The sequence below is a fragment of the Mesorhizobium sp. M0410 genome (genome assembly GCF_040321435.1).
GTDB lineage: Bacteria > Pseudomonadota > Alphaproteobacteria > Rhizobiales > Rhizobiaceae > Mesorhizobium.
In genome coordinates this window covers 299333-321389 of the sequence record NZ_JAMYRN010000005.1, presented here as the reverse complement: position 1 = coordinate 321389, position 22057 = coordinate 299333, and the positions used below count along the sequence as shown (strand labels likewise).

Sequence of the window (22057 nt, the reverse complement as noted above, 5' to 3'; positions counted from 1 at the left end):
GATGCAAGTCAATAGGGTATGTTCACACCATGCTTGGTCGTCTCTATGAAAAACAAAACTGCTCGGCCTCACGCGCCCTGGAACTGGTCGGCGAGCGCTGGAGCCTGTTGATCCTGCGCGACGCGATATTCGGCGGCTGCACGCGCTTTTCGCAATTCCAGAAGAGCCTGGGGATCGCCACCAACATCCTGGCCAAGCGCCTCGAGGATTTCGTCGAGGCCGGCCTGATGGACCGTCGCCCGGGTGCCCCCGGCGAGCAGGCCGAATACGTCCTGACCCGGAAGGGGCTGGAATTCAAAACGGTCATTATCGCGCTGACCGAGTGGGGCGACAAATGGGTGCGGCCCGGACCCATCGTCTATTGCGACCAATCCGACGGCAAGCCGGTCGAGGTGCAATTGCGTCGCGCCGGCAATGGCAAACAGGCCGACGTCGGCGACGTCGTGGCGGTCCTCCGCTAGAGCAATTCCAGGAAAGTTGTAGAACGGTTTTCCGTCCGGAATTGTGCAGAAACAAAGGGATAGAGCGGTTCGGCCTTTCCGTGAAACGATGAACCGCTCTAGGCGTGGCGGCGGGGCGAGGCCGCAGCACGATCCAGACGAAGCCGTTTCGCGTTGTGCCACAACGTTACCGCATAGCTCACTTCTCCAGGTTGCATCCGGGGCTCGGGTCTGGTGGATAGTTCGCGGGAGGAAACACGTCCGTCGGACAGCGATCGAGTATGCGGCGGCGTCTTTTCGCGTTTCTCGTCGCCGGCCTTGGTGGACTGTCCGGTTCGGCTATACCGGTGCTGACCGCGGACGTTGGCGGCGCATCCCTCGCAATGACCGAGACCGCGGCACGTCAGATTGCGTGTGGTGAGGAACGCCCGGTTGAGCAGCTTGCGGCAGCAGCAAGATGCGATCATCGGCCGCCGTCGAGCGCATCGGAGGACAATCCCAGCCACGCCATTGGGTTTAATACGAAATAGCGTGGGGATTTAGGAAATGGTGCCCCTAGCCGGGATCGAACCAGCACTCCTTGCGGAACTCGATTTTGAGTCGAGCGCGTCTACCAATTCCGCCATAGGGGCTCAGGCCGGACGGCCTGGATGGCGCGGACTATACGGTTGGAGGCCTGTTCGTCAACTGGCCAAATCCCGACATCTGGGCTCGCTCAAGCCTCAGCCTTTCGATTTCGTGAAGCAGCTGCCATTGTGCAGCGCGGAAAATCTTTCTAGACAGGCGGCGCATGTCATTGAAGCGCACCTTGTCCGACGAGGGTGATGCGGGGCGCTTCCAAGTCTTGTTTGTACATGTCGTGATCCCAAGACCGGTTCTGGTTTGGGCGTGCATTAGGAGTGCCGATGCTTCGCGGACTTTACGACTGGACCTTGTCTCTGGCGGCGAGCAAATCCGCCGAATGGTGGCTGGCCTTCATCGCCTTCGTCGAGAGTTCGGTGTTCCTGGTGCCGGCCGACGTCCTCTATCTGCCGATGGCGCTGTCGCGGCCGGATCGCGCCTATCGTTACGCGCTGGTCGCCACCGTCGCCTCGGTGCTCGGCGGCATCGCCGGCTGGTTCATCGGCCATTATGCCTATGATGCGGTGGCGCGGCCGATCCTCGAATTTTATGGCAAATATGACGAGTTCGAAGCGATGCGCGTCTCATCGGGTGTCGGCTTCATCATCCTGATGCTGGTCACCTCCGGCCTCGCCCATCTGCCGCCGATCAAGGTAGTGACGATCCTGTCGGGCGTCATCGGTGTTCCTTTGCTGCTGTTCATCGTGCTGGCAATCGTGGCGCGCGGTGCTCGCTTCCTGTTTCTCGCGTGGCTGTTGCGCCGCTATGGCGAGCCGATCCGCCACTTCATCGAAAAGCGCCTTGGCCAGATTGCGGGCGCCGCCGCCGCTGCCCTGATTTTGCTCTATATCGTCGTCAAATACGCCGTCTGAACGGCATCGAACCGAACGGACTGAGCCCGATGACAGCGACCGTGAATGCCGATACCGGACGCCAGCGGCTGCGCACCGCCCTGTTTCTCGCCGTCGCCATGGCCGCCACGGTCGGCTCGGCGCTGGCCTTCCAGTATGTTGGCGGCTACATCCCCTGCAAGCTCTGCCTCGAGCAGCGCACGCCTTACTACGTCGGCGTGCCCTTGATGCTGCTGGCGGTGCTTGCGTCGGCGCTTCGGGCACCAGCCTGGGTAAGCCGTGGCCTGCTGGCCATTGGCGGCCTGCTGATGCTCTACGGCGTCTATCTCGGCGTTTATCACTCCGGCGTCGAATGGGCGTGGTGGCCAGGCCCGACCGATTGCACCGCAGCCGCAGGGCCGGTGGACACCGGCGGCAAGGGCGTGCTCGACGCGCTCGACAAATTTGTCCCGCCTTCCTGCGACAAGGCGGCGCTCCGCATCCTCGGCCTGTCGCTGGCGGGCTGGAATGCCATCGCCAGCTTTGTCCTCGCCGCCGTCGCGTTCCGCGGCGCCTTCGCCCGCGACTGAGTGGCACAACGCAGAATTCGTTCAGAAATTCGTCAGGCCGGAGTGCATGACGTAGCTTTCGAGAACCGGAGCGGAGCGTGCTAAACTACGTGAGCACCGGCCTACGCCGGCCGTAGCCTTAACTACCACGCCACGACCGCTCATGAATGCTTCGGCCGGCGAAGGCCGGAAGCGTAGAAAGCTGCGTCAGGCGACCGGCATGGCGGATTTCTGCCGAACTCTATGGTTCGAGTTCGACATCCCAGTAAAGATAATCCATCCAGCTTTGGTGCAGATGGTTGGGTGGGAACAGCCGGCCGTTATTATGCAAATCATGCACCGTCGGCTGGTAGGGCTTCTGCAGCGGCCACATCTTGGCGTGGGCCGGCATCATGCCGCCCTTCCTCAGATTGCAGGGGGAACAGGCAGCGACGACATTCTCCCAGGTCGTGGCGCCGCCGCGATGGCGCGGAATGACATGGTCGAACGTCAGATCGTCCGGCGTACCGCAATATTGGCACTGGAAACGGTCGCGCAGGAAGACGTTGAAACGGGTAAACGCCGGATGCCTCGACGGCTTCACGTAAGCCTTCAGGCTGACGACGCTCGGCAGCTTCATCGAAAAGGTCGGCGACGAGACGGCGTGTTCGTATTCGGCGACGATGTTCACCCTCTCGAGGAACACCGCCTTGATGGCATCCTGCCAGGACCAGAGCGACAAGGGGTAATAGCTGAGCGGACGGTAATCCGCATTCAGCACCAGCGCTGGAAGCCCATCCGGAGATACGGCAACCGTCACGTCGTTGACCTCCTTCACCCTAGAACCGGTCGACGCGGATACTGTAAGCCCGACATGACAGGGATGTGAAGCGGATTGTCGATCATGCCCGGTCTCAAAAACGCATGATTTCAATGCTTTTTTGCGGATTCAGGCCGGAGGCGCGGCATCCCTGCCCTTCAATTCTCGATAATAAGCCCAGAAAAGCCGCGATGCGACACCGCGCCACGGGCTCCATGATTCGGCAAGCCGGATCAGCATTTTCTCCGGCGGACGCGGGTCGATGCCGAGCGCATGGCCGACCGCGCTCTGCAATGCAACGTCGCGCGCCGGAAAGATGTCCGGGTGTCCGGCGGCAAACAAAAGGTAGACTTCAGCCGTCCACGGGCCGATGCCCGGCACCCTGGTCATGGCCGCGATAGCCTCGCTTGCATCGAGCCGGCAGAGGTGATCGAGGTCGAGCCCGTTGGCCACCGCCTGGGCGACGGCAATCAGTCCGCGCTGCTTGGGCCGCGATAGTCCCGCGTTGCGAAAGATCGCCTCATCGGCGGCAAGGATCGCCTGCGGCGTCAGCGGATCGAGCAGTTCCGTCAGGCGGCCGAAGATGGCATCGGCGCTCGCGCGGGACACTTGTTGCGAAACGACGATGGAAGCAAGGCTCCTGAACCCCGGCTCCGACAGCCTGAGCGGCACCTCGCCGGCCATGCCGCGCACTTTTTCCAGGCGTGGGTCGAGCAAGCATAGCCTATCCAGCCCTTGCGCAATGTCGTCGAGGCTGGCGATGCGTTGCATGTCTGCTTATTCCAAAATCAAAAGTGCCGCACGTTTCGTCACGTGTCCCTCTGGACGCACGACGCTGCCGGCGCAAAGTAGCAATTGGCGAAAGCGCCGCACAACCCGATTGCCCGCCGGACAATGACACTGCTGACATTCCGCTTCGCGCCGAGCCCGAACGGCGAACTGCATCTCGGCCATGCCTATTCGGCGCTGCTCAATCAGAAATTGGCAAAGGCGGCGGGCGGACGCTTGCTGCTGCGCATCGAGGACATCGACACGACGCGCTGCACGCCGGAATTCGAGGCAGGCATTTTTCGCGATCTGAAATGGCTGGGGCTTGGCTGGGAGGAACCGGTGCGCCGCCAGTCCGAGCATTTTGCCGAATATCGGGCGATGCTCGAGCGGTTGATCGAAGCGGAGCTTGTCTATCCGGCCTTCATGAGCAGAAGTGAGATCCGCGCCTTCATCGCCGACAGCGAAAAGCGCGGCCGCGACTGGCCGCGGGACCCGGACGGCGTGCCGCTCTATCCCGCCGCCGACAAGGCGCTGCCGACGAGCGAACGCAAGCGGCGCATCGCCGAAAATGTGCCATTTGCCTGGCGGTTGAACGTCGATGCGGCAATAGAGCGCGCCGGCAAGGACCTGTCATGGGCCGAATACACGGACGAGACGCTCTCCGCGGCGCGTCGTGTCGAAGCCCATCCGCACGAGTGGGGCGATGTGGTCGTGGCGCGCCGCGAAATCCCGACCAGCTATCACCTCGCCGTCACCGTGGATGACGCGCTGCAGGGCGTCAGCCATGTCGTGCGCGGCCAGGATCTTTATTCCGCGACCAGCGTGCAGCGGCTGCTTCAGCAGCTGCTTAGCCTGCCGCAGCCGGCCTATTTTCACCATCGCCTGATCCTCGGCCCGGACGGACGAAAACTGTCGAAGAGTCTTGGCGATACCAGCCTTGCCGCCCAGCGTGCGGCGGGCGCCTCGCCCGACGATGTTAGGCGGCTGGTCGGTCTCTAGCTAGACCTGCGAGCTGACGGCCATCAACGGCGCTCCTTCAATTCAAATGACTCTATGGATCAACCGTTTGGTTTTGCTTGCCGGCCCGAACGGCATTAAGCAGTCGCCGCAGTCGATCCCTCACCCGAATTCACCGCGGCCTCCTGAAAATGCACAGCCTCAAGCGGTTCATCCCCGCCTCTTTCGTCGTCCTGTGGGCGACCGGCTTCATCGGCGCGCGCTATGCCATGCCGTGGGCGGAGCCCTTTACTTTCCTGGCCGCGCGCTTTGTCCTGGCCGCAATCCTGCTTGTCGCTTTGATGGCCGCATTAGGTTCGAGCCGCGCCACCCGTGATGAGGCGCTGCACGCGACCGGCGCCGGCATCCTGATGCATGGGGTCTATCTCGGCGGCGTGTTCTGGTCCATCCACCGGGGCATGCCCGCTGGGCTTTCAGCCCTGATCGTCGGCCTTCAGCCGCTGATCACGGCAGTGCTCGCCGGCCGGCTTCTGGGCGAGGCCATCCTGCCGCGCCACTGGGCCGGTCTCGGTCTCGGGTTGATCGGCGTGGTAATCGTGCTCTGGCCGAAGCTCGGCGCGCTCGGCGGCGGGGTGACGGCCGAAACACTGGGCGCCTCGCTGGTCGCCGTACTCGGCATGAGTGCGGGCACGATCTGGCAGAAGCGTTTCGCCTCCGGCGGCGATCTGGTGGCTGCCACGTTCTGGCAATATGTCGGCGGCGCATCGGTGATGGCTCTGGCCTCGTTCGCCTTCGAGACCCGAACGGTCATCGTCAACGGCGAACTGATTTTCGCCATGGCCTGGCTCGTGCTGGTGCTATCGATCGGCGCCATCTTCCTGTTGATGGTGATGATCCGCGACGGCGAGATGTCGAAGGTCGCCTCGCTGTTTTACCTCGTGCCGGCCGTCACCGCGGTCATCGCCTGGGCATTGTTCGGTGAGCAGTTGAGCCCGCTCCAGATCGCCGGCATGGCAATCGCGACGCTCGGCGTCGGGCTGGCGACCGCTCAGCCGCCAAAAGCATGATCCCAAAAAGTGGGAACCGGTTTTCGGAAAAGATCATGCTTAACTCAGCCGACTCTCGCACGCGCCTCTAAATAGCGGCTGATCGCGGCGTTGAGCTCGCCACCGAGGATGAAGATCGCCGAGACGATATAGAGGAATACGACGGCGATCATGATCGAGGCGAGGCCGGCATAGGTCGTCACATAGGACGAGAAATGATCGAGATAGGCGGCGAAGATGGTCGACCCGATAAGCCAGCCGATCAGCGTGAAGATGATGCCAGGCACGATCGAAACGAAGCGGCGCTTGCCGGCCGGCAACCAGAAATGCACGGCGAACAGACCGCCGATGATGACGACCGAGGCGATGACGTAACGCCACAGCGTGATCGTGCCCATGTAGGGCTTTATCCATTCGAAATGCGACTCGGCCAGCCGTGCCAGCAACGGCGCGAAGACCAGCAGCACGCTGATCGCCAAAAACCCGGCCGTCGCGATCAGCACGAAGATGATGCTCTGCACCCGCCGGTAGATGATGCCCCGCGTTTCCGAGACACGATAGGCGCGGTTGAGCGAAGTGCGCAGCGCCTCGATGCCGTTCGAGGCGAAGTATCCGGCAAGCACGATACCGTACGTCAACAGGTCGCTGCGCCTAACGGTAAGCACGTTGAGCACTTCGCGTGCGATCGGTTTGGCGATCTGCTCGGGCCATGTGTCGAACACAAGGTGCACGGCGGTGTCGGCGAAGGCCTGCGCGCCGAAAAAACTCGCCAGCGTCGTAGCGAAGATCAGGAAAGGAAAAAGCGCCATCAGCGCGGTGATCGCCAGATGGCTGGCCATTGCCCAGCCGTCGTCGGTGTTGAAATGGCCGAGCGCGTCGTAGAGGACGCGTTTAAGGGCTACGATCTTCCGCAACAAGAACCGCGTTCCCTTCGATTGTCCGGACGCCGCGAATATGGGAAGGGTTTGCAGTAAATGACAACCCTAGGTCAAACCACCATTCCTCCCGGAAAAGAGTTGCGCACCATCATTGTCACAGGTGCCTCTTCCGGTATAGGCGCCTATTGCGCCCATGCTCTTAAGAAGGAAGGCTGGCGGGTGTTCGCAACGGCCCGAAAGCCCGAGGATATCGCCGCGCTCGAGGCCGACGGCATTGAGGCCTTCTATCTGGACTACACCGAGCCCGGATCGATCGAGGCGCTGGTGACGTCGGTGCTGGAACGGACCGGCGGCCGACTCGATGCGCTCTTCAACAATGGCGCATACGGACAGCCCGGCGCCGTCGAGGACCTGCCGGTCCAGGCTTTGCGGCAGCAGTTCGAGGCCAATGTCTTTGGCTGGCATGATCTCACTCGCCGCGTCGTACCGGTGATGCGCCGCCAGGGCCATGGTCGTCTCGTTCATTGCTCATCGATCCTCGGCCTCGCGCCGGTGCCTTTTCGCGGCGCCTACTCGGCATCGAAGCACGCTATCGAAGGGCTGATGCTGTCCCTCTATCAAGAACTCCGGGGTAGCGGCATCCATGTTTCGCTGATCGAGCCGGGGCCGGTAAGATCGAAGATCGCCAGCAACAGCCTCGCATGGTTCCTGGCGAATATCGATCACGAGAATTCCGTTCATCGCCTCGCCTATGCGGCGCAACTCAAACGGCTGCGGGCCGGCGGCAGCACATCGCGGCTGAAGCCCGGGCCGGAGGTGGTTTATGCCGCCTTGCACCATGCGCTTCTGTCGCGGCGCCCGCGCCCGCATTATGTGGTAACAGTGCCGGCCAGGATCGGCGCGATCTTTAAACGCATCCTGCCGGCATCTGCACTCTACCGTCTGCTCGCCAAACGCGCCTGAACGCAATTCAACTGGAACACACCATGGCAACCGTCTTCAACATCCTCGCCGTTCTTGTCATGGTCGCAGTGGTGATCGTGCTGATGCGCGGCCTCATCAACATGATGCGCGGCGGCTCCAGCATGACCTCCAACAAGCTGATGCAGACGCGCGTGCTCTTGCAGTTCGTGGCCTTGGTGCTGATCATGCTGGCGGTGTATTTCACCCGTAAGTGACGCAGCACCAGTCGGGAGGTACCCCGTGGTCAAGCTCAACAAGATCTACACCCGCACTGGCGACGACGGCACCACCGGTCTCGGCTCCGGCGAGCGGCGGCTGAAATCCGACCTTCGCATCGACGCCTACGGCACCGTCGACGAGGCCAATGCCTGCATCGGCATGGCCCGCATCCATACAGCGGCAGTAAATCCGGCGATCGATGCGATGCTCGGCCGCATCCAGAACGATCTTTTCGATCTCGGCGCCGATCTGGCAGTCCCCGATAATGGCAAGCCGCTGGACTACGAGCCGCTGCGCATCGTCGCCTCGCAGACCGACCGCGTCGAACAGGACATCGACCTCCTCAATAAAAATCTGCGGCCGCTCAAATCCTTCGTGCTCAATGGCGGCACGCCGGCCGCCGCCGCCCTTCACCTCGCCCGTACGGTCGCGCGCCGCGCCGAGCGCATCATGGTGGCGCTGTCGCAAGACCCAAACGAGCCCGTCAACCGCGAGACAATAAGGTACATCAACCGCGTCTCGGACTTCTTGTTCGTTGCCGCGCGCGCGGTCAATGACAACGGAAACGCCGACGTGCTATGGGTTCCTGGCAAGAACCGCTGAAATCCGCCGAGCTGGGGACCCGATGTTCATCCCGCTTTACGACACCAACAGGCTGCGGCACATCAAGCTGCAATATGTGACCATCGGCCTGATCGCGCTCAATGTGTTGATCTACCTTGTCACCACGCTTGGCGGTGAGGACTTCTCCAACGCCGCGGTGCTGGGCCTCGGCTTCATCCCGTCGGTCGTGCATGACAGCGTCGAGCTCGCTCCGCAATTCGTCGTCATTCCCGAGAGCCTGAGCTACCTGACCTATTCCTTCCTGCACGCGGATATCTTCCACCTCGGCGGCAACATGCTGTTCCTGTGGGTATTCGGCGACAATGTCGAGGATGCACTCGGCCACATCCGCTACCTCATCTTCTACCTGCTTTGCGCCATTGCCGGCGCTTTCTTCCAGGGTCTGGTGGCCTGGGATTCGCAAGTGCCGCTGATCGGTGCGTCGGGCGCCATCGCCGGTGTCGTCGCTGCCTATCTGATCCTTTATCCGCGCGTGAAGGTGTGGGTGCTGGCCTTCGCCCGCATCCCGTTGCGTATCCCGGCTTTCATCCCGCTCATCCTGTGGATCCTGTTCCAGATCTTCATGTTTGCCCAGGGAGGCGAGGATCAGGTCTCCTGGGCCTGCCATATCGGCGGCATCATCGCCGGAGCCGTGCTGGTGCTTGTCTTGCGCAGCCGCGGCGTGCCGCTGCTCGCCGCTGCGGATGAAGAGACTGTGGTGGTCGCCGGCCATGTGCCCGTTGCCGTAGAGCCGGCGCCAAGCGAACCACAACCTGCGCAGCAGGCGCCGCGCTGGGGCCGAGGAAGCGTTTCCGGTCCGGACTGAACTGATTTGAGTGCTTCGCCGAGGATCCGAGTGCGCCCGGATATTGACGCGCGGGGTCGCCGCAACTACGGAAGCGCCACCCTACTGGCGTGGCGAAGACCAGAATTCCGTCCGGAATGTCGGCTTTCGACAACTCTGAAGAGGTGCACGCTGCTATAGCGCGTCCGACGAGCGTGAGAGACTATCGTGAAAGAGGTGACAGGCAAATGAAGATCCTTGTGCCCGTGAAGCGGGTTGTGGATGCGAACGTCAAGGTCCGGGTGAAAGCGGACGGTTCGGCGGTGGAACTCGCCAACGTCAAGATGGCGATGAACCCGTTCGACGAGATCGCGGTGGAAGAGGCGATCCGGCTGAAGGAAGCTGGTAAGGCCGAAGAGATCATCGTGGTGTCGATCGGGCCGCAGCAGGCACAGGAGACCTTGCGCACGGCGCTCGCCATGGGCGCCGACCGCGCCATCCTGGTCAAGACCGACGAGCAGACTGAGCCGCTGGGCGTCGCCAAGGTGCTGAAGGGCGTCGTCGAGGCAGAACAGCCCGACCTTGTCATTCTCGGCAAGCAGGCGATCGACGACGATTCCAACCAGACCGGCCAGATGCTGGCCGCACTTCTCGGCTGGGCGCAGGGCACCTTCGCCTCCAAGATCGTGCTCGACGGTGAAAAGGCCACGGTGACGCGCGAGGTCGATGGCGGCCTGCAGACGCTGGAACTGAAGATGCCGGCAATCGTCACCGCCGATTTGCGCCTGAACCAGCCACGCTACGCGTCGCTGCCCAACATCATGAAGGCCAAGAAGAAGCCGCTCGACGAGAAGAGCCCTGCCGACTACGGCGCCGACGTCAAGCCGCGGCTGAAGGTGATCAAGACCGAGGAGCCGGGCGGCCGCAAGGCGGGCGTCAAGGTCAAGAGCGTCGCCGAACTGGTAGACAAGCTGAAAAACGAAGCCGGCGTGCTGTAGGCCAGGAAGGGATAAAAAATGACAGTTCTTCTGATCGCCGAACACGACAACGCTGCGCTTTCCGACCAGACCGCCAAGGCGCTTTCGGCGGCGCTGCAGATCGGTTCGGACGTGCATGTGCTAGTTGCCGGCAAAGATGCCAAGCCGGCAGCGGACGCAGCCGCCAAGCTCAAGGGCGTTACCAAGGTGCTGCTCGCCGACGCTGACGAACTGACCGAGCGTCTCGCCGAACCGCTGGCGGCACTCGTCGTTTCGCTTGCTGAGCCATACGAGACGATCATCGCGCCGGCGACCTCGTCGGGCAAGAACGTCGCGCCCCGCGTGGCGGCGCTGCTCGATGTCGCCCAGATATCGGAAATCATCGAAGTCTTGTCGCCCGACACCTTCAAGCGGCCGATCTATGCCGGCAACGCCATCCAGATGGTGCAGTCGAGTGACGCCAAGAAGGTCATCACGGTGCGCACCGCTTCCTTCCAGGCAGCACCCGAGGGTGGTTCCGCGCCGGTCGAGACGGTTCAGGCGGCGGCCAATCCCGGCCTGTCGAGCTTTGTCGAGAACAAGCTCTCCGAGACCGACCGTCCAGAGCTGACCTCGGCCAAGATCATCATCTCGGGCGGCCGTGCGCTGGGCTCCTCCGAGAAGTTCCAGGAGGTCATCCTGCCGGTCGCCGACAAGCTCGGTGCGGCGGTTGGCGCATCTCGCGCCGCCGTCGATGCCGGCTATGCGCCGAACGACTGGCAGGTCGGCCAGACCGGCAAGGTAGTAGCGCCCGACCTTTATATTGCCGTCGGCATCTCCGGTGCCATCCAGCACCTTGCTGGCATGAAGGATTCGAAGGTGATCGTTGCCATCAACAAGGACGAGGAGGCGCCGATCTTCCAGGTCGCCGACTACGGTCTCGTCGGCGATCTCTTCGTCATTCTGCCGGAACTGCAAAAGGCGCTTTGACGCCTTCTGCCAAAGCGTATTAAATTCCGAGGGGTGGGGTAGACGAGTCGCCCCGCCCTTTTAGTTTGCACTGCACAAAAAAACGGGCCGCAAAGGCCTCGACGGGATCGGGTAATGAGCAAGATCGAGACGATCGGCATCATCGGCGCGGGCCAGATGGGTGGCGGCATCGCCCATGTGTCGGCGCTGGCGGGCTATAGGGTGCTGGTTTACGATATTTCGCCCGACCGCATCGAAAAGGGCATTGCTACGATCAGCGGCAACATGGCCCGTCAGGTCGGCTCCGGCAAACTCGAGGAAACGCTGCGCAATGAGGCGATGGCGCGTATTTCGGCGGCGCCGGCCATGGCCGACCTTGCGGGCGCCGATCTGGTGATCGAAGCAGCGACCGAGGACGAGACGGTCAAGCGCAAGATTTATGCCCAGCTCTGCCCGCAGCTCAACCCCGAGGCCATCCTGGCGACGAACACATCATCGATCTCGATCACACGGCTGGCTTCGCAGACCGACCGGCCGGAACGCTTCATCGGCATACATTTCATGAATCCGGTTCCGGTGATGAAGCTGGTCGAACTGGTGCGCGGCATCGCCACCGAGGACCAGACCTTCGAGGCGGCAAAAACCTATGTGAAGCAGCTCGACAAGACGATCACCGTCTCGGAGGATTTCCCGGCCTTTATCGTCAACCGCATCCTGCTGCCGATGATCAACGAGGCGATCTACACGCTCTATGAAGGTGTCGGCTCGGTCGACGCCATCGATACCGCCATGAAGCTCGGCGCCAACCATCCGATGGGGCCGCTGCAGCTTGCCGATTTCATCGGGCTCGATACCTGCCTGTCGATCATGCAGGTGCTGCATGACGGGCTGTCCGATTCGAAATACCGCCCCTGCCCGCTGCTGGTCAAATATGTCGAGGCCGGCTGGCTCGGCCGCAAGACCGGGCGCGGCTTTTACGACTATCGCGGCGAGCATCCCGTTCCGACACGCTGATCCTTATCGCTACCAGCGCACAAAAAGTCGTCCGCCGAGCGCCCCGAGCACGGCAAGGATGGCGACCGCGATCGTATACCAGGTGCCGACGAAAAGCGGCGAATCGTCGAAGCAATGCGCCGCATAGAAGGTCGCCGCCAGCCCGCCGGCAAGCAGGCCCGCGGCCGCACCGGCAAGCACCGGCCTTGTCGGCGCGCCATGGCGCAGGACCGCGAGAAAGACGGCAAGCGGGCCGATCCCGATCAACGGAATGAAGGTCAGGCAGATGACCATGTTCGTCCCGACCAGGCGTGTGCCCCAGTCGGACGCAGGCACGGCGAAGAGTTCGAGAATCACGGCCACAATCACCAGCAGCGGGGCGGCGATCATGCAGCTTGCCGCTCGGCGGGTCGATGCACCGGGGGTCGACAGCGCATGCACCAGGGCAAAGGCGCTGGCCGAAAGAGCGATCGTGAAGACGAATTTGGACAGGAACCGCATCGTGTGCATGGCGATCGCAATGTCGGGGCGCGGGCCGATCGTCAGCCAGAAAACCGCGGCCGCGATCACCATGGCCGCACCGGCGGCAAGCCACCAGGCGGCGCCTAGCGGCAGCGCCTTGCTGCGGGCATCGGCGTCGAGCGCCTTGATGAGATCTTCGGTCCTCATTTTTATTCCCGCCTCGCCCCGAACCGTTTGGCAATGGCGGCAAGCCCGCGGTGCAGTGACACCCGCACAGCCGTCTCGCTAATGCCGAATTTTGCCGCCGTCTCGCCGATCGAACGGCCTTCGACCGATACGGCCGAGACGACGGAACGCTGTGCCGGCGACAGGCTGTCGAGCGCCCGGTTGACGTCGCGCTCGCTCACCGTCTCCGATTCCGGCTCGGCAAAGGTCTCGGCGATTTCGTCGATCTCGACCTCGATCCGCCGGCCGCGCCGCCGGAACGCGTCGATCAGCTTGAAGCGGGCTATTGCATAGACCCAAGGCAGCACCGGCGCATTATCGCGCCAGGTGTGTCGTTTCACATGAATGGCCAGCAAGGTTTCCTGCACGACATCCTCGGGATCCACCCCACCCTGCACGATCTTGCGCCGGGCAAAGCCACGAACGAGCGCGGCGATCCGGTGCAGAAAGTCGGCATAGGCCCTTTCGTCTCCGGCGATCGCGGCCCGCAGCAGCCGTGAAAGCTCGGCTTCGTCCTTGCCGCTCACAAGAGTTCACTCCCCGATATTCGCGTCTCGGCGCTGATTTGTTACGGGGCCGGCGAAATAATGTCCAAGGCAAATTAGCTGAGCATCACGAAAGTTTGGCCTTTTGAGCAATTGAGTGGGCCAGCAATGTTGACTGCGCTAGTCATGTATTGGTAGGTGCAGCGTGCCAAGCCAACGACCATCGAAATCGAGGACGACGCCATGAAATATGCTCTTTCCGCCCTTGCCGGTGCGACAGCACTTGCAATCAGCCTGATCGCCGGCCCGGCAATAGCAGAGGACGAGGGTATCGTCGTCTACAACGCCCAGCACGAAAACCTGACCAAGGCCTGGGCGGAGGGATTCACCAAGGAAACCGGCATCAAGGTTACCGTCCGCAATGGCGGCGACAGCGATTTCTCCAATCAGATCGTTGCGGAAGGCACCGCTTCGCCCGCCGATGTATTCCTGACGGAGAATTCGCCGGCCATGGCATTAGTCGAGGCGGCCGGCCTGTTCGCACCGGTCGACACCGAGACGCTGGCCCAGGTTCCGCAGGAGTACCAGCCGGCGAGCGGCAAATGGGTCGGCATCGCCGCGCGCAGCACGGTCTTTGCCTACAACAAGACCAAGCTGGCCGCCGACCAGCTGCCCAAATCGCTTCTCGATCTCGCCGATCCGAGCTGGAAGGGCCGTTGGGCCGCATCGCCCTCCGGCGCCGATTTCCAGGCGATCGTCAGCGCGCTTTTGCAGCTCAAGGGTGAGGCAGCGACGGCCGAATGGCTAAAGGCGATGAAGGAGAATTTTACCGCCTATAAGGGCAACAGCACGGTGATGAAGGCGGTCAATGCCGGCGAGGTCGAAGGCGGCGTGATCTATCACTATTACTATTACGGCGATCAGGCCAAGACCGGCGAGAACAGCAAGAACGTCGAGCTGCACTATTTCAAGCACCAGGATCCCGGCGCTTTCGTCTCAGTGTCCGGCGGTGGCGTGCTGGCCTCGAGCAAGCACCCGAAGGAAGCGCAGGCTTTCCTGAAATGGGTCACCGGCAAGGGCGGCCAGGACGTACTGAAGACAGGCGATTCGTTCGAATACGCAGTCGGCAAGGGCGCTGAGTCCAATCCGAAGCTGGTGCCGCTGGCCGATCTGCAGGCGCCGAAAGTCGACCCGACGACGCTGAACTCGAAGAAGGTCACCGACCTGATGACGGCGGCCGGCTTGCTTTAGCCGGCGTTCGTCCTAAAAGGGCAACCGACTGCGCTCCTGTGGGAATTCGCTTTCCGCGGGAGCGCTCTGTTTTCAAGATGGCATTTGTCCATGACCACAAGCTGCTCGCCGCATTCGCCGACGATTGTTTCCGCCTTCGGGCGGAAACGGCACAACGTCTGATCTGATGCAGTCGGCGATCGATCTTGCACCTTCAGGCTTGCCAGCCGATACGACGGCCGTGCGGGCACGTCGTTGGTCGGTCTCATGGATTGCACTGGCTGCCGTCTTTGTTTCGCTTTTCGCGCTGCTGCCACTTGCCTTCATCGTCTGGGTGGCGGTGCAGACTGGCTGGGAAACCGTGGCGGCGCTGGTGTTCAGGCCGCGCGTCGGGGAACTTCTGGTCAACACCAGTCTGCTGGTGGTGCTGACCGTGCCGATTTCGATCGTGCTGTCGGTGGCGCTGGCCTGGCTGACCGAGCGCAGCGATCTGCCGGGGGCCCGCCTATGGGCCTGGTTGTCGGTGGCGCCGCTCGCCATTCCCGCCTTCGTCCACAGTTACGCCTGGATCACCATGGCGCCCAGACTGCACGGCCTGTGGGCCGGCGTGCTTGTATCCGTCATCGCTTATTTCCCGTTCCTCTATCTGCCGATAGCGGCAGCTTTGCGCCGGCTCGATCCCGCTCTCGAAGATGCAGCAGCGGCCCTCGGGCTTGGCCCATGGCGCGTGTTTCGGCGTGTCGTGCTGCCGCAGCTCCGACTCGCCATTTGCGGCGGCTCGCTGCTGGTCGGCCTGCACCTCCTGGCCGAATACGGGCTCTATGTCTTCATCCGCTTCGACACCTTCACCACCGCGATCGTCGACCAGTTTCAGTCGACCTTCAACGGTCCCGCCGCCAACATGCTGGCCGGCGTGCTGGTGACCTGCTGCCTTGTGCTGCTCGGGCTGGAGGTGCTGGTGCGCGGCGAAGAGCGCTATGCCCGCGTCGGTTCGGGTGCCGCGCGCCAGCAGCAGCGCACGAGCCTTGGGCGCGCCACCATTCCTTGCCTGCTGCTGCCTGCCATTACCACGCTACTGGCGCTCGGCGTGCCGTTCGCCACCATCGGCCGCTGGCTCATGGCCGGCGGCGCCGATGTCTGGCGGCTCGACGAGATCGGCCTGGCGCTTGGCCAAACGCTGTTCCTGGCGATTGCCGGGGCGCTGCTCGCCACCGTCGCGGCAATGCCGATGGCGTGGATTTCGATCCGCGCACCGGGGCGGCTGCAACGCGTCCTGGAGGGCTGCAACTATATCGTCGGCGCGTTGCCCGGCGTTGTCATCGCCCTGGCGCTGGTCACCATCGCCGTGCGTGTCGCCATGCCGCTCTACCAGACCCTGTTCACCATCCTGGTCGCCTATGCGCTGATGTTCCTGCCGCGCGCCCTGATTAGCCTCAGGGCGTCGATAGCACAGGCGCCAGTCGAGCTCGAACGCGCCGCCTCCAGCCTCGGCCGGTCGCCGCTCAAGGCGCTGTGGTCGACGACCATCCGCCTGTCGGCGCCGGGCGCCGCAGCCGGCATGGCGTTGGTTGCCCTTGGTATCATGAACGAATTGACCGCAACCCAAATGCTGGCGCCCAACGGCACCCGCACGCTGGCCATGGCGTTCTGGTCCTATAGCGGCGAGATCGACTATGCGTCGGCGGCGCCTTATGCCCTGATCATGGTGGCGATGTCGCTGCCTTTGACCTGGCTGCTCTACGTCCAGTCGAAGCGGATGGCCGGGCGATGAGCTTTCTCGAGCTGAGCGGCATCCACAAGCACTACGGCCCCGTCGCAGCACTTGCCGGCGTCGACCTCAGCGTGGCCAGCGGCAGCCGTACGGCAATTGTCGGGCCATCCGGTTGCGGCAAGACCACGTTGCTGCGGCTGATCGCCGGCTTCGAGGCGCCGGACCAGGGCCGCATCGTGCTCGATGGCGAGATGCTGGCCGATGGCGACACGGCCGTGCCGGCGCATCGCCGCGGCATCGGGCTGGTGGCGCAGGACGGCGCTCTGTTCCCGCATCTGAGCATCGCCGCCAATATCGGCTTCGGCATGGGGCGTCACGAGGAAAAGCGCAGCGAGCGCATCGCCGAGCTCGCCTATGTCGTCGGGCTGGACAAAGGTATCCTGAAGCGCCGTCCGCACGAACTCTCCGGCGGCCAGCAGCAGCGCGTCGCGCTCGCCCGCGCCATGGCCATGAAGCCGCGGCTGATGCTGCTCGACGAGCCGTTCTCGGCGCTCGACACCGGCCTGCGCGCCTCGATGCGCAAGGCCGTGGCCGAGCTCCTTGAAACCGCCGGCATCACCACCATCCTGGTCACCCATGATCAGGCCGAGGCGCTGTCATTCGCCAGCCAGGTCGCGGTGATGCGCGACGGCAAATTCTCGCAGATCGGCACGCCGCGCGAGCTCTATTTCAGGCCGAAGGACAGGATGATCGCCGAGTTCCTCGGCGACGCCATCGTCTTGCCGGCCAGGATCGCCGATGGCTTCGCTACCTCGCCGCTCGGCCGCATCGCCGTCGACAGCACCGAGCGGCGCGACATTGCCCGCATCATGCTGCGGCCCGAGCAGGTGCTGCTGAAACGAACCTCGCGTGAAGGCATGTCGGGCACGCCGGACATGCTGTTCGGCGAGGTCACGGAATCCGAGTTCGCCGGCTCGATGTGCACCATCGCCGTGCGTCTCTTGAACAGTCCCGATCCGCCCGACGCGGCCGCCATCGGCAACACGCCATTGATCCTGCGCAAGCCGGGCATGGACGCGCCGGCGGTCGGCGAGATCGTGCGGCTGACCGTGTCGGGCAAGGCGCATGTGTTTGCCTGAACGGTTTTGCGCAAGGCCGATTTCAATCGACCCGTTTGCCCGCCTGATCGAACCAATGCAGCGTTTCGGACCTGGCCACGACGCGCAATCGGTCACCTGGCTTGGCGTTGGCGCGGCCTGAGACGCGCACCACGATGCGGCTGCCGGCTGCCACGCAATGGAGAAAGCTTTCGGCACCGACCGGTTCGACCGCTTCCACTGTCGCAGGCAGCGCGAGCGCGCCGGCCGGCGCCTCTGCCGCGAAGGTGATATCGGCGTCCTCCGGACGAAAGCCTAGTGTCACCACCTTGCCCTGTCGAGGCGCCAAGCCAATCACCGTACCGTCGGCCAATACCGAGCTTGGGGAGGCCCCTGTGAGCGCCAGCAGATTCATCGGCGGTGCGCCTATGAACGAAGCGACGAAGGTCGAAGCCGGTTTCTCGTACACATCAAGCGGAGCGCCGGTCTGCTCGACCAGTCCGGCGTTCATGACGACGAGGATGTCGGCCAGCGTCATCGCCTCAAGCTGGTCGTGCGTGACATAAACCGAGGTGACGCCAAGCGAGCGCTGCAGATTCTTGATCTCGATGCGCATCTGCCCGCGCAATTTCGCATCGAGGTTGGACAGTGGTTCGTCGAACAGGAAGACCTTCGGGTTGCGCACGATGGCGCGACCCATGGCGACGCGCTGGCGCTGACCGCCTGAAAGCTCGCGCGGGCGCCGGTCGAGCAGCGCCGAAAGCTCCAGCACCTTGGCCGTCGAGCGTACCCTGCTATCGATCTCGTCCTTCGGCGTGCCGCGGTTGCGCAGGCCATAGGCCATGTTGTCATAGACCTTCATATGTGGGTAGAGCGCGTAATTCTGGAACACCATGGCGATGTCGCGCTCGGTCGGGCCGATGGCGTTGACCACCTTGCCGTCGATGGCGACTGTACCGGCCGAAATGGTCTCCAACCCGGCGATCATCCTCAGCAGCGTGGACTTACCGCAACCTGACGGCCCGACCAGCACGCAAAGCTCCTTGTCGGGAATGGCGATGGAGACGCCCTTCACGGCTTCGACGCCGCTGGGATAGACCTTCTTCACGTCCTTCAGATCGACGGTCGCCATCAGAGTCTCACTTTTCGGATTCGACCAGGCCGCGCACGAACCAGCGTTGCATCATCACCACGACGAGGATCGGTGGCACGATGGCCAGCATTGCCGTGACCATCACGAGGTGCCATTGGGTGTCGGCGTCGGCGAACGAAACCATCTTTCTCAGCGCGATGACGATGGTGTTCATGTCGTTGCTGTTGGTGACGAGCAGCGGCCAAAGATACTGCGTCCAGCCATAGATAAAGAGGATCACGAACAGCGCGGCGATGTTTGTCCGCGACAGCGGCAGGAGGATATCGAAGAAGAAGCGCCATGGCCCGGCACCGTCGACACGCGCCGCCTCGACCAATTCGCCCGGTATGGTCATGAAGAACTGGCGAAACAGCAGCGTTGCGGTGGCTGAGGCGATCAGCGGGACGATCAGGCCGGCATAGGTGTCGATCATGCCGAGATCGACCATCACCTTGTAGGTCGGCAGGATGCGCACCTCGACTGGAAGCATCAAGGTGATGAAGATCAGCCAGAAGAAGGTCATGCGCAGCGGAAAGCGAAAGAACACGATCGCGTAGGCCGACAGGATCGAGATGAAGATCTTTCCGACCGCAACGCCGAGCGCCATGATCGTGGTGTTGAGGAGCAGCCTGCCGACGCTGACCCCGCCGATACGGCCGATGCCGCCGAACAGCGCCTCACTGTAGTTGTTCCATAGCTGGCCGCCCGGCAAGAGCGGCAGCGGCGGCCTGAGGATCGTTTGCAGCGTGTGCGTCGAGGCAACGAAGGTGTAGTAGATCGGAAAAGCCACGATCAATATGCCGAGGATGAGCACGGCATGGGCGATGAAGGTGCGGAGCGGGGACTGGCCGATCATCGCTGCCCTCAGCCGTAGTGGACTTTGCGTTCCACATAGCGGAACTGGATCGCTGTGAGCGCGATGACGATAGCCATCAAAATGACCGACTGCGCCGCCGAGTCGCCCAGGATCAGATTGACAAAGCCGTCATTGTAGACCTTGTAGACCAGCGTCTCGGTCGTCTTGCCCGGCCCGCCGCCGGTGACGGCATGAACGATGCCGAACGTGTCGAACAGGGCATAGACGGTGTTGACGACCAGCAGGAAAAAGGTTGTCGGCGCAAGCAGCGGGAAGACGATGGTCCAGAAGCGCTTGGTTTCGCCGGCGCCGTCCATGGCCGCCGCTTCGATCAGCGTTTTCGGCACCGCCTGCAGGCCGGCGACGAAGAACAGGAAATTGTAGCTGATCTGCTTCCAGGCAGCCGCCGACACCAGCAGGATCATGGCGTGGGTGCCGTTGAGCAGTGGGTCCCATGCGATGCCGAGGCTTCTCAGCAAATAGGCCAACGAGCCTATCGAAGGGTTGAACAGAAACAGCCACAGCATGCCGGCAATCGCCGGCGCCACGGCATAAGGCCATATCAACAGTGTGCGGTAGAGGCCTTTGCCGCGCATGGCCTTCTCGGCCATAACCGCGAGCAGCAGGGCCGCAACCATGGCAACGATCGCGGTCGCAAGCGAGAACACCACCGTGACCTTGATCGAGTTGAGATAGGCCGGATCGGCCAGCACCTTCCGGAAATTGGCAAACCAGACGAACCTGCTCTTCAGCCCGAACGGGTCTTGCCTGAGCATCGACTGGTAAAGCGCCTGACCGGCCGGCCAGTAGAAGAAAACCAGGGTTATGGCGAGCTGTGGCGCCACCAGCAGGTAGGGCAGGATATTGTTGGGAAAGACGACGCGTGGAGACAGGCTGATTTCCCTCGCTATCCAGGCATCGCCCACACGCGCGCGCGTGGGCGATATTCCAACCGACTGACCGAGACGATCTCGTTAGTTGTCCAGGGCTTCCTTGATTGCGGCGTCGCCGCGCGCGACCGCATTGTCGAGGGCCTGCTGGGCGGTTTGCTGGCCGGCCAGCATCTTCTCCAGCTCCTCGTTCTGGATATCGCGCACCTGCGGCAGATTCGGCAGGCGCACGCCCTTCGAATTGTCGGTCGGCGGCTTGCCGATCATCTGCAGGATGGGTGTCTCGCGGCCGGGGTTCTTTTCATAGAAGCCTGATTTCTTGGTCGCCTCGTACGCGGCGAGCGTCACAGGCAGGTATCCCGACTTCTGGTGCAGGTATTCCTGCACATCAGTCTTGGACAGATAGGCAAAGAAGGCGGCAACGCCCTTGTATTCCTCGTCCGACTTGTTGCCGAACACCCATAGGCTGGCACCGCCCGGCGTTGTGTTCTGCGGGGCACCCTTGGCGTCACTGTCGTAGGGAAGCTGGCCGATGCCATAATTCATGCCGGACTTGACGATATCGCCGAGGCCGCCCGACGATTCGGTGAAGATGCCGCATTCGCCGGCGAGGAATATCTGCTTGGCTTCGGAGGTGCGTCCGCCATATTTGAACGTGCCGTCCTTGGCCAGGTCGGCGAGCGCCTGGAAGTGGTTGACGAAAATCGGCGCATTGATCTTGAGTTCGACGTCGCCGCCGGCCAGGCCATTCTGCTGGGTCGCCCAAGGCACGTCATTCCACGCCGCGAAATTCTCCAGATGGATCCAGGTCAGCCAGGTCGAGGTATAGCCGCAAGAGGCGGCGCCGCTCGTTTTGATCTTCTTGGCGGCTTCCCAAACCTCGTTCCAGGTCTTGGGCGGATTGTTCACGTCGAGGCCTGCCTTCTGGAAGATGTCCTTGTTGTAGTAGAGGATCGGCGAGGAGGAGTTGTAGGGGAAGGACAGCATGGTGCCGTCCGGCTTGGAATAATAGCCGACGATGCCGGGCAGATACTGGCTCTTGTCGAAAGTCATCCCGGCGCCGGTCATCACATCGGCCACCGGCTTTATCGCACCCTCGGCCGCCATCATCACGCCGGTGCCGACGTCGAACACCTGGAGGATATCGGGCGCTTGCCCGGCACGAAAGGCAGCGATGCCGGCATTCAGCGTCTCCGGATAGGTGCCCTTGAACACCGGAACGAGCTCATATTCGCTCTGGCTGGCGTTGAAATCCTTGGAGATCTTGGCGACGACCTCGGCGTTGGCGCCGGTCATGGCGTGCCACCAGCTGATCTGCGTGACGGCGAAGGCGGAGGTGGTGGAAAGCAGGGTCACGGTGGCGGCGATACCGGCCGCAAAGCCGAAGAACTTCATGTTTCATCTCCCGTTTGTCATTGGCGAAAGGGGCACCTCCGCAAAGCCAATATGTGGCGCTGATGACAATCGGACAACGGTTTTGTTGCCGATCAATGAACACCATTCCTTCCTAAAGTGCACTCGCTACCGAAACCGGGCGTCAGAAACGACATCACCGCCTTTTCGGCGCAGCG

At 62.6% G+C, this 22057-nt stretch carries 24 protein-coding genes and 1 tRNA gene; 15 read left to right on the top strand and 10 right to left on the bottom strand.

What is annotated here, in order from left to right; translation table 11 throughout:
- Window positions 1-29: 29 nt before the first annotated feature.
- The gene (locus tag NKI63_RS09765; protein WP_352777798.1) at window positions 30-461 is read left to right on the top strand and encodes a winged helix-turn-helix transcriptional regulator; all 432 of its coding nucleotides are present in this window, start codon (window positions 30-32) and stop codon (window positions 459-461) included.
- Between the two features lie 526 nt (window positions 462-987).
- On the opposite strand, the gene NKI63_RS09760 is transcribed toward NKI63_RS09765, so the two are convergent.
- Window positions 988-1072: transfer RNA gene (locus NKI63_RS09760), tRNA-Leu, on the bottom strand.
- A gap of 273 nt (window positions 1073-1345) precedes the next feature.
- On the opposite strand from NKI63_RS09760, the gene NKI63_RS09755 reads away from it, so the two are divergent.
- Together NKI63_RS09755 and NKI63_RS09750 are read left to right on the top strand one after the other, a co-directional pair.
- A complete protein-coding gene (locus tag NKI63_RS09755) occupies window positions 1346-1933 on the top strand; it encodes a YqaA family protein (protein WP_023677958.1) in 588 nt (195 codons plus the stop codon).
- A 29-nt stretch (window positions 1934-1962) separates the two neighbouring features.
- The gene (locus NKI63_RS09750; protein ID WP_352777800.1) at window positions 1963-2481 is read left to right on the top strand and encodes a disulfide bond formation protein B; all 519 of its coding nucleotides are present in this window, start codon (window positions 1963-1965) and stop codon (window positions 2479-2481) included.
- A 220-nt stretch (window positions 2482-2701) separates the two neighbouring features.
- Here the strand turns inward: NKI63_RS09750 and NKI63_RS09745 are convergent, their stop codons facing one another.
- Window positions 2702-3259 carry an HNH endonuclease gene (locus NKI63_RS09745; RefSeq protein WP_254816681.1) on the bottom strand — a complete coding sequence of 186 codons (558 nt, stop codon included), beginning with the start codon at window positions 3257-3259 and terminating at the stop codon, window positions 2702-2704.
- Window positions 3260-3388: 129 nt separating this feature from the next.
- Complete coding sequence (locus NKI63_RS09740; RefSeq protein WP_352777802.1) at window positions 3389-4030, bottom strand: DNA-3-methyladenine glycosylase family protein; 642 nt, start codon at window positions 4028-4030, stop codon at window positions 3389-3391.
- Window positions 4031-4153: 123 nt separating this feature from the next.
- Between NKI63_RS09740 and gluQRS the strand changes: the two genes are divergently transcribed.
- Together gluQRS and NKI63_RS09730 are read left to right on the top strand one after the other, a co-directional pair.
- Window positions 4154-5029 (top strand): tRNA glutamyl-Q(34) synthetase GluQRS, encoded by an 876-nt coding sequence (gluQRS, locus tag NKI63_RS09735; protein ID WP_352777804.1) that lies wholly within the window; start codon window positions 4154-4156, stop codon window positions 5027-5029.
- Window positions 5030-5178: 149 nt separating this feature from the next.
- Window positions 5179-6054, top strand: coding sequence for a DMT family transporter (locus tag NKI63_RS09730; RefSeq protein ID WP_352821238.1), 876 nt, complete (start codon window positions 5179-5181; stop codon window positions 6052-6054).
- Between the two features lie 44 nt (window positions 6055-6098).
- Here the strand turns inward: NKI63_RS09730 and NKI63_RS09725 are convergent, their stop codons facing one another.
- Entirely contained in the window at window positions 6099-6950 is an 852-nt protein-coding gene (locus NKI63_RS09725; RefSeq protein ID WP_254816677.1) for a YihY/virulence factor BrkB family protein, read from the bottom strand.
- A gap of 57 nt (window positions 6951-7007) precedes the next feature.
- Here NKI63_RS09725 and NKI63_RS09720 point away from each other — a divergent pair, with 57 nt between their 5' ends.
- The 7 genes from NKI63_RS09720 to NKI63_RS09690 all read left to right on the top strand — a co-directional run bounded on the left by NKI63_RS09720 (window position 7008) and on the right by NKI63_RS09690 (window position 12419).
- The gene (locus NKI63_RS09720) at window positions 7008-7874 is read left to right on the top strand and encodes an SDR family oxidoreductase (RefSeq protein ID WP_352777809.1); all 867 of its coding nucleotides are present in this window, start codon (window positions 7008-7010) and stop codon (window positions 7872-7874) included.
- Window positions 7875-7897: 23 nt separating this feature from the next.
- On the top strand, window positions 7898-8089 hold the full coding sequence (locus tag NKI63_RS09715) for a twin transmembrane helix small protein (protein WP_352505113.1): 192 nt from the start codon (window positions 7898-7900) through the stop codon (window positions 8087-8089).
- A gap of 25 nt (window positions 8090-8114) precedes the next feature.
- On the top strand, window positions 8115-8696 hold the full coding sequence (locus NKI63_RS09710) for a cob(I)yrinic acid a,c-diamide adenosyltransferase (RefSeq protein ID WP_352777810.1): 582 nt from the start codon (window positions 8115-8117) through the stop codon (window positions 8694-8696).
- 22 nt (window positions 8697-8718) lie between these two features.
- Window positions 8719-9522, top strand: coding sequence for a rhomboid family intramembrane serine protease (locus NKI63_RS09705; protein WP_254816674.1), 804 nt, complete (start codon window positions 8719-8721; stop codon window positions 9520-9522).
- 206 nt (window positions 9523-9728) lie between these two features.
- Window positions 9729-10478, top strand: coding sequence for an electron transfer flavoprotein subunit beta/FixA family protein (locus NKI63_RS09700; protein WP_352777811.1), 750 nt, complete (start codon window positions 9729-9731; stop codon window positions 10476-10478).
- A gap of 18 nt (window positions 10479-10496) precedes the next feature.
- On the top strand, window positions 10497-11426 hold the full coding sequence (locus NKI63_RS09695) for an electron transfer flavoprotein subunit alpha/FixB family protein (RefSeq protein ID WP_352777813.1): 930 nt from the start codon (window positions 10497-10499) through the stop codon (window positions 11424-11426).
- 114 nt (window positions 11427-11540) lie between these two features.
- Window positions 11541-12419, top strand: a complete 879-nt coding sequence (locus NKI63_RS09690; protein ID WP_352777815.1) for a 3-hydroxybutyryl-CoA dehydrogenase — start codon at window positions 11541-11543, stop codon at window positions 12417-12419.
- A 9-nt stretch (window positions 12420-12428) separates the two neighbouring features.
- Here NKI63_RS09690 and NKI63_RS09685 read toward each other — a convergent pair whose 3' ends face one another.
- Window positions 12429-13067 (bottom strand): NrsF family protein, encoded by a 639-nt coding sequence (locus NKI63_RS09685; RefSeq protein WP_352777816.1) that lies wholly within the window; start codon window positions 13065-13067, stop codon window positions 12429-12431.
- A gap of 2 nt (window positions 13068-13069) precedes the next feature.
- Entirely contained in the window at window positions 13070-13612 is a 543-nt protein-coding gene (locus tag NKI63_RS09680; protein ID WP_254816670.1) for a sigma-70 family RNA polymerase sigma factor, read from the bottom strand.
- 201 nt (window positions 13613-13813) lie between these two features.
- Between NKI63_RS09680 and NKI63_RS09675 the strand changes: the two genes are divergently transcribed.
- From NKI63_RS09675 to NKI63_RS09665, 3 genes are all read left to right on the top strand, one after another.
- Window positions 13814-14821, top strand: coding sequence for an iron ABC transporter substrate-binding protein (locus NKI63_RS09675; protein WP_352821233.1), 1008 nt, complete (start codon window positions 13814-13816; stop codon window positions 14819-14821).
- A gap of 166 nt (window positions 14822-14987) precedes the next feature.
- On the top strand, window positions 14988-16571 hold the full coding sequence (locus NKI63_RS09670; protein ID WP_352704397.1) for an ABC transporter permease: 1584 nt from the start codon (window positions 14988-14990) through the stop codon (window positions 16569-16571).
- Window positions 16568-17650 (top strand): ABC transporter ATP-binding protein, encoded by a 1083-nt coding sequence (locus tag NKI63_RS09665; RefSeq protein ID WP_352505106.1) that lies wholly within the window; start codon window positions 16568-16570, stop codon window positions 17648-17650. The genes NKI63_RS09670 and NKI63_RS09665 overlap by 4 nt, the downstream gene beginning before the upstream one ends.
- A 22-nt stretch (window positions 17651-17672) precedes the next feature.
- On the opposite strand, the gene ugpC is transcribed toward NKI63_RS09665, so the two are convergent.
- From ugpC to ugpB, 4 genes are all read right to left on the bottom strand, one after another.
- Window positions 17673-18740 carry a sn-glycerol-3-phosphate ABC transporter ATP-binding protein UgpC gene (gene ugpC, locus NKI63_RS09660; RefSeq protein WP_352691036.1) on the bottom strand — a complete coding sequence of 356 codons (1068 nt, stop codon included), beginning with the start codon at window positions 18738-18740 and terminating at the stop codon, window positions 17673-17675.
- A 7-nt stretch (window positions 18741-18747) separates the two neighbouring features.
- Complete coding sequence (gene ugpE, locus NKI63_RS09655; RefSeq protein WP_254816666.1) at window positions 18748-19596, bottom strand: sn-glycerol-3-phosphate ABC transporter permease UgpE; 849 nt, start codon at window positions 19594-19596, stop codon at window positions 18748-18750.
- Window positions 19597-19604: 8 nt separating this feature from the next.
- Window positions 19605-20489, bottom strand: coding sequence for a sn-glycerol-3-phosphate ABC transporter permease UgpA (gene ugpA, locus NKI63_RS09650; protein ID WP_352691050.1), 885 nt, complete (start codon window positions 20487-20489; stop codon window positions 19605-19607).
- 81 nt (window positions 20490-20570) lie between these two features.
- Entirely contained in the window at window positions 20571-21881 is a 1311-nt protein-coding gene (gene ugpB / locus NKI63_RS09645; RefSeq protein ID WP_352691037.1) for a sn-glycerol-3-phosphate ABC transporter substrate-binding protein UgpB, read from the bottom strand.
- Window positions 21882-22057: the final 176 nt, after the last annotated feature.

What these genes read in the sequence shown, in the direction of transcription:
- NKI63_RS09720 (WP_352777809.1), top strand. Translation starts at nt 7,008, where the DNA reads ATGACAACCCTAGGTCAAACCACCATTCCTCCCGGAAAAGAGTTGCGC.
- NKI63_RS09715 (WP_352505113.1), top strand. Translation starts at nt 7,898, where the DNA reads ATGGCAACCGTCTTCAACATCCTCGCCGTTCTTGTCATGGTCGCAGTG.
- NKI63_RS09730 (WP_352821238.1), top strand. Translation starts at nt 5,179, where the DNA reads ATGCACAGCCTCAAGCGGTTCATCCCCGCCTCTTTCGTCGTCCTGTGG.
- NKI63_RS09750 (WP_352777800.1), top strand. Translation starts at nt 1,963, where the DNA reads ATGACAGCGACCGTGAATGCCGATACCGGACGCCAGCGGCTGCGCACC.
- ugpB (WP_352691037.1), bottom strand. Translation starts at nt 21,881, where the DNA reads ATGAAGTTCTTCGGCTTTGCGGCCGGTATCGCCGCCACCGTGACCCTG.
- NKI63_RS09665 (WP_352505106.1), top strand. Translation starts at nt 16,568, where the DNA reads ATGAGCTTTCTCGAGCTGAGCGGCATCCACAAGCACTACGGCCCCGTC.
- NKI63_RS09695 (WP_352777813.1), top strand. Translation starts at nt 10,497, where the DNA reads ATGACAGTTCTTCTGATCGCCGAACACGACAACGCTGCGCTTTCCGAC.
- NKI63_RS09690 (WP_352777815.1), top strand. Translation starts at nt 11,541, where the DNA reads ATGAGCAAGATCGAGACGATCGGCATCATCGGCGCGGGCCAGATGGGT.
- NKI63_RS09765 (WP_352777798.1), top strand. Translation starts at nt 30, where the DNA reads ATGCTTGGTCGTCTCTATGAAAAACAAAACTGCTCGGCCTCACGCGCC.
- gluQRS (WP_352777804.1), top strand. Translation starts at nt 4,154, where the DNA reads ATGACACTGCTGACATTCCGCTTCGCGCCGAGCCCGAACGGCGAACTG.
- NKI63_RS09700 (WP_352777811.1), top strand. Translation starts at nt 9,729, where the DNA reads ATGAAGATCCTTGTGCCCGTGAAGCGGGTTGTGGATGCGAACGTCAAG.
- ugpE (WP_254816666.1), bottom strand. Translation starts at nt 19,596, where the DNA reads ATGATCGGCCAGTCCCCGCTCCGCACCTTCATCGCCCATGCCGTGCTC.
- NKI63_RS09705 (WP_254816674.1), top strand. Translation starts at nt 8,719, where the DNA reads ATGTTCATCCCGCTTTACGACACCAACAGGCTGCGGCACATCAAGCTG.
- NKI63_RS09675 (WP_352821233.1), top strand. Translation starts at nt 13,814, where the DNA reads ATGAAATATGCTCTTTCCGCCCTTGCCGGTGCGACAGCACTTGCAATC.
- NKI63_RS09685 (WP_352777816.1), bottom strand. Translation starts at nt 13,067, where the DNA reads ATGAGGACCGAAGATCTCATCAAGGCGCTCGACGCCGATGCCCGCAGC.
- NKI63_RS09670 (WP_352704397.1), top strand. Translation starts at nt 14,988, where the DNA reads ATGCAGTCGGCGATCGATCTTGCACCTTCAGGCTTGCCAGCCGATACG.
- NKI63_RS09740 (WP_352777802.1), bottom strand. Translation starts at nt 4,030, where the DNA reads ATGCAACGCATCGCCAGCCTCGACGACATTGCGCAAGGGCTGGATAGG.
- ugpC (WP_352691036.1), bottom strand. Translation starts at nt 18,740, where the DNA reads ATGGCGACCGTCGATCTGAAGGACGTGAAGAAGGTCTATCCCAGCGGC.
- NKI63_RS09755 (WP_023677958.1), top strand. Translation starts at nt 1,346, where the DNA reads ATGCTTCGCGGACTTTACGACTGGACCTTGTCTCTGGCGGCGAGCAAA.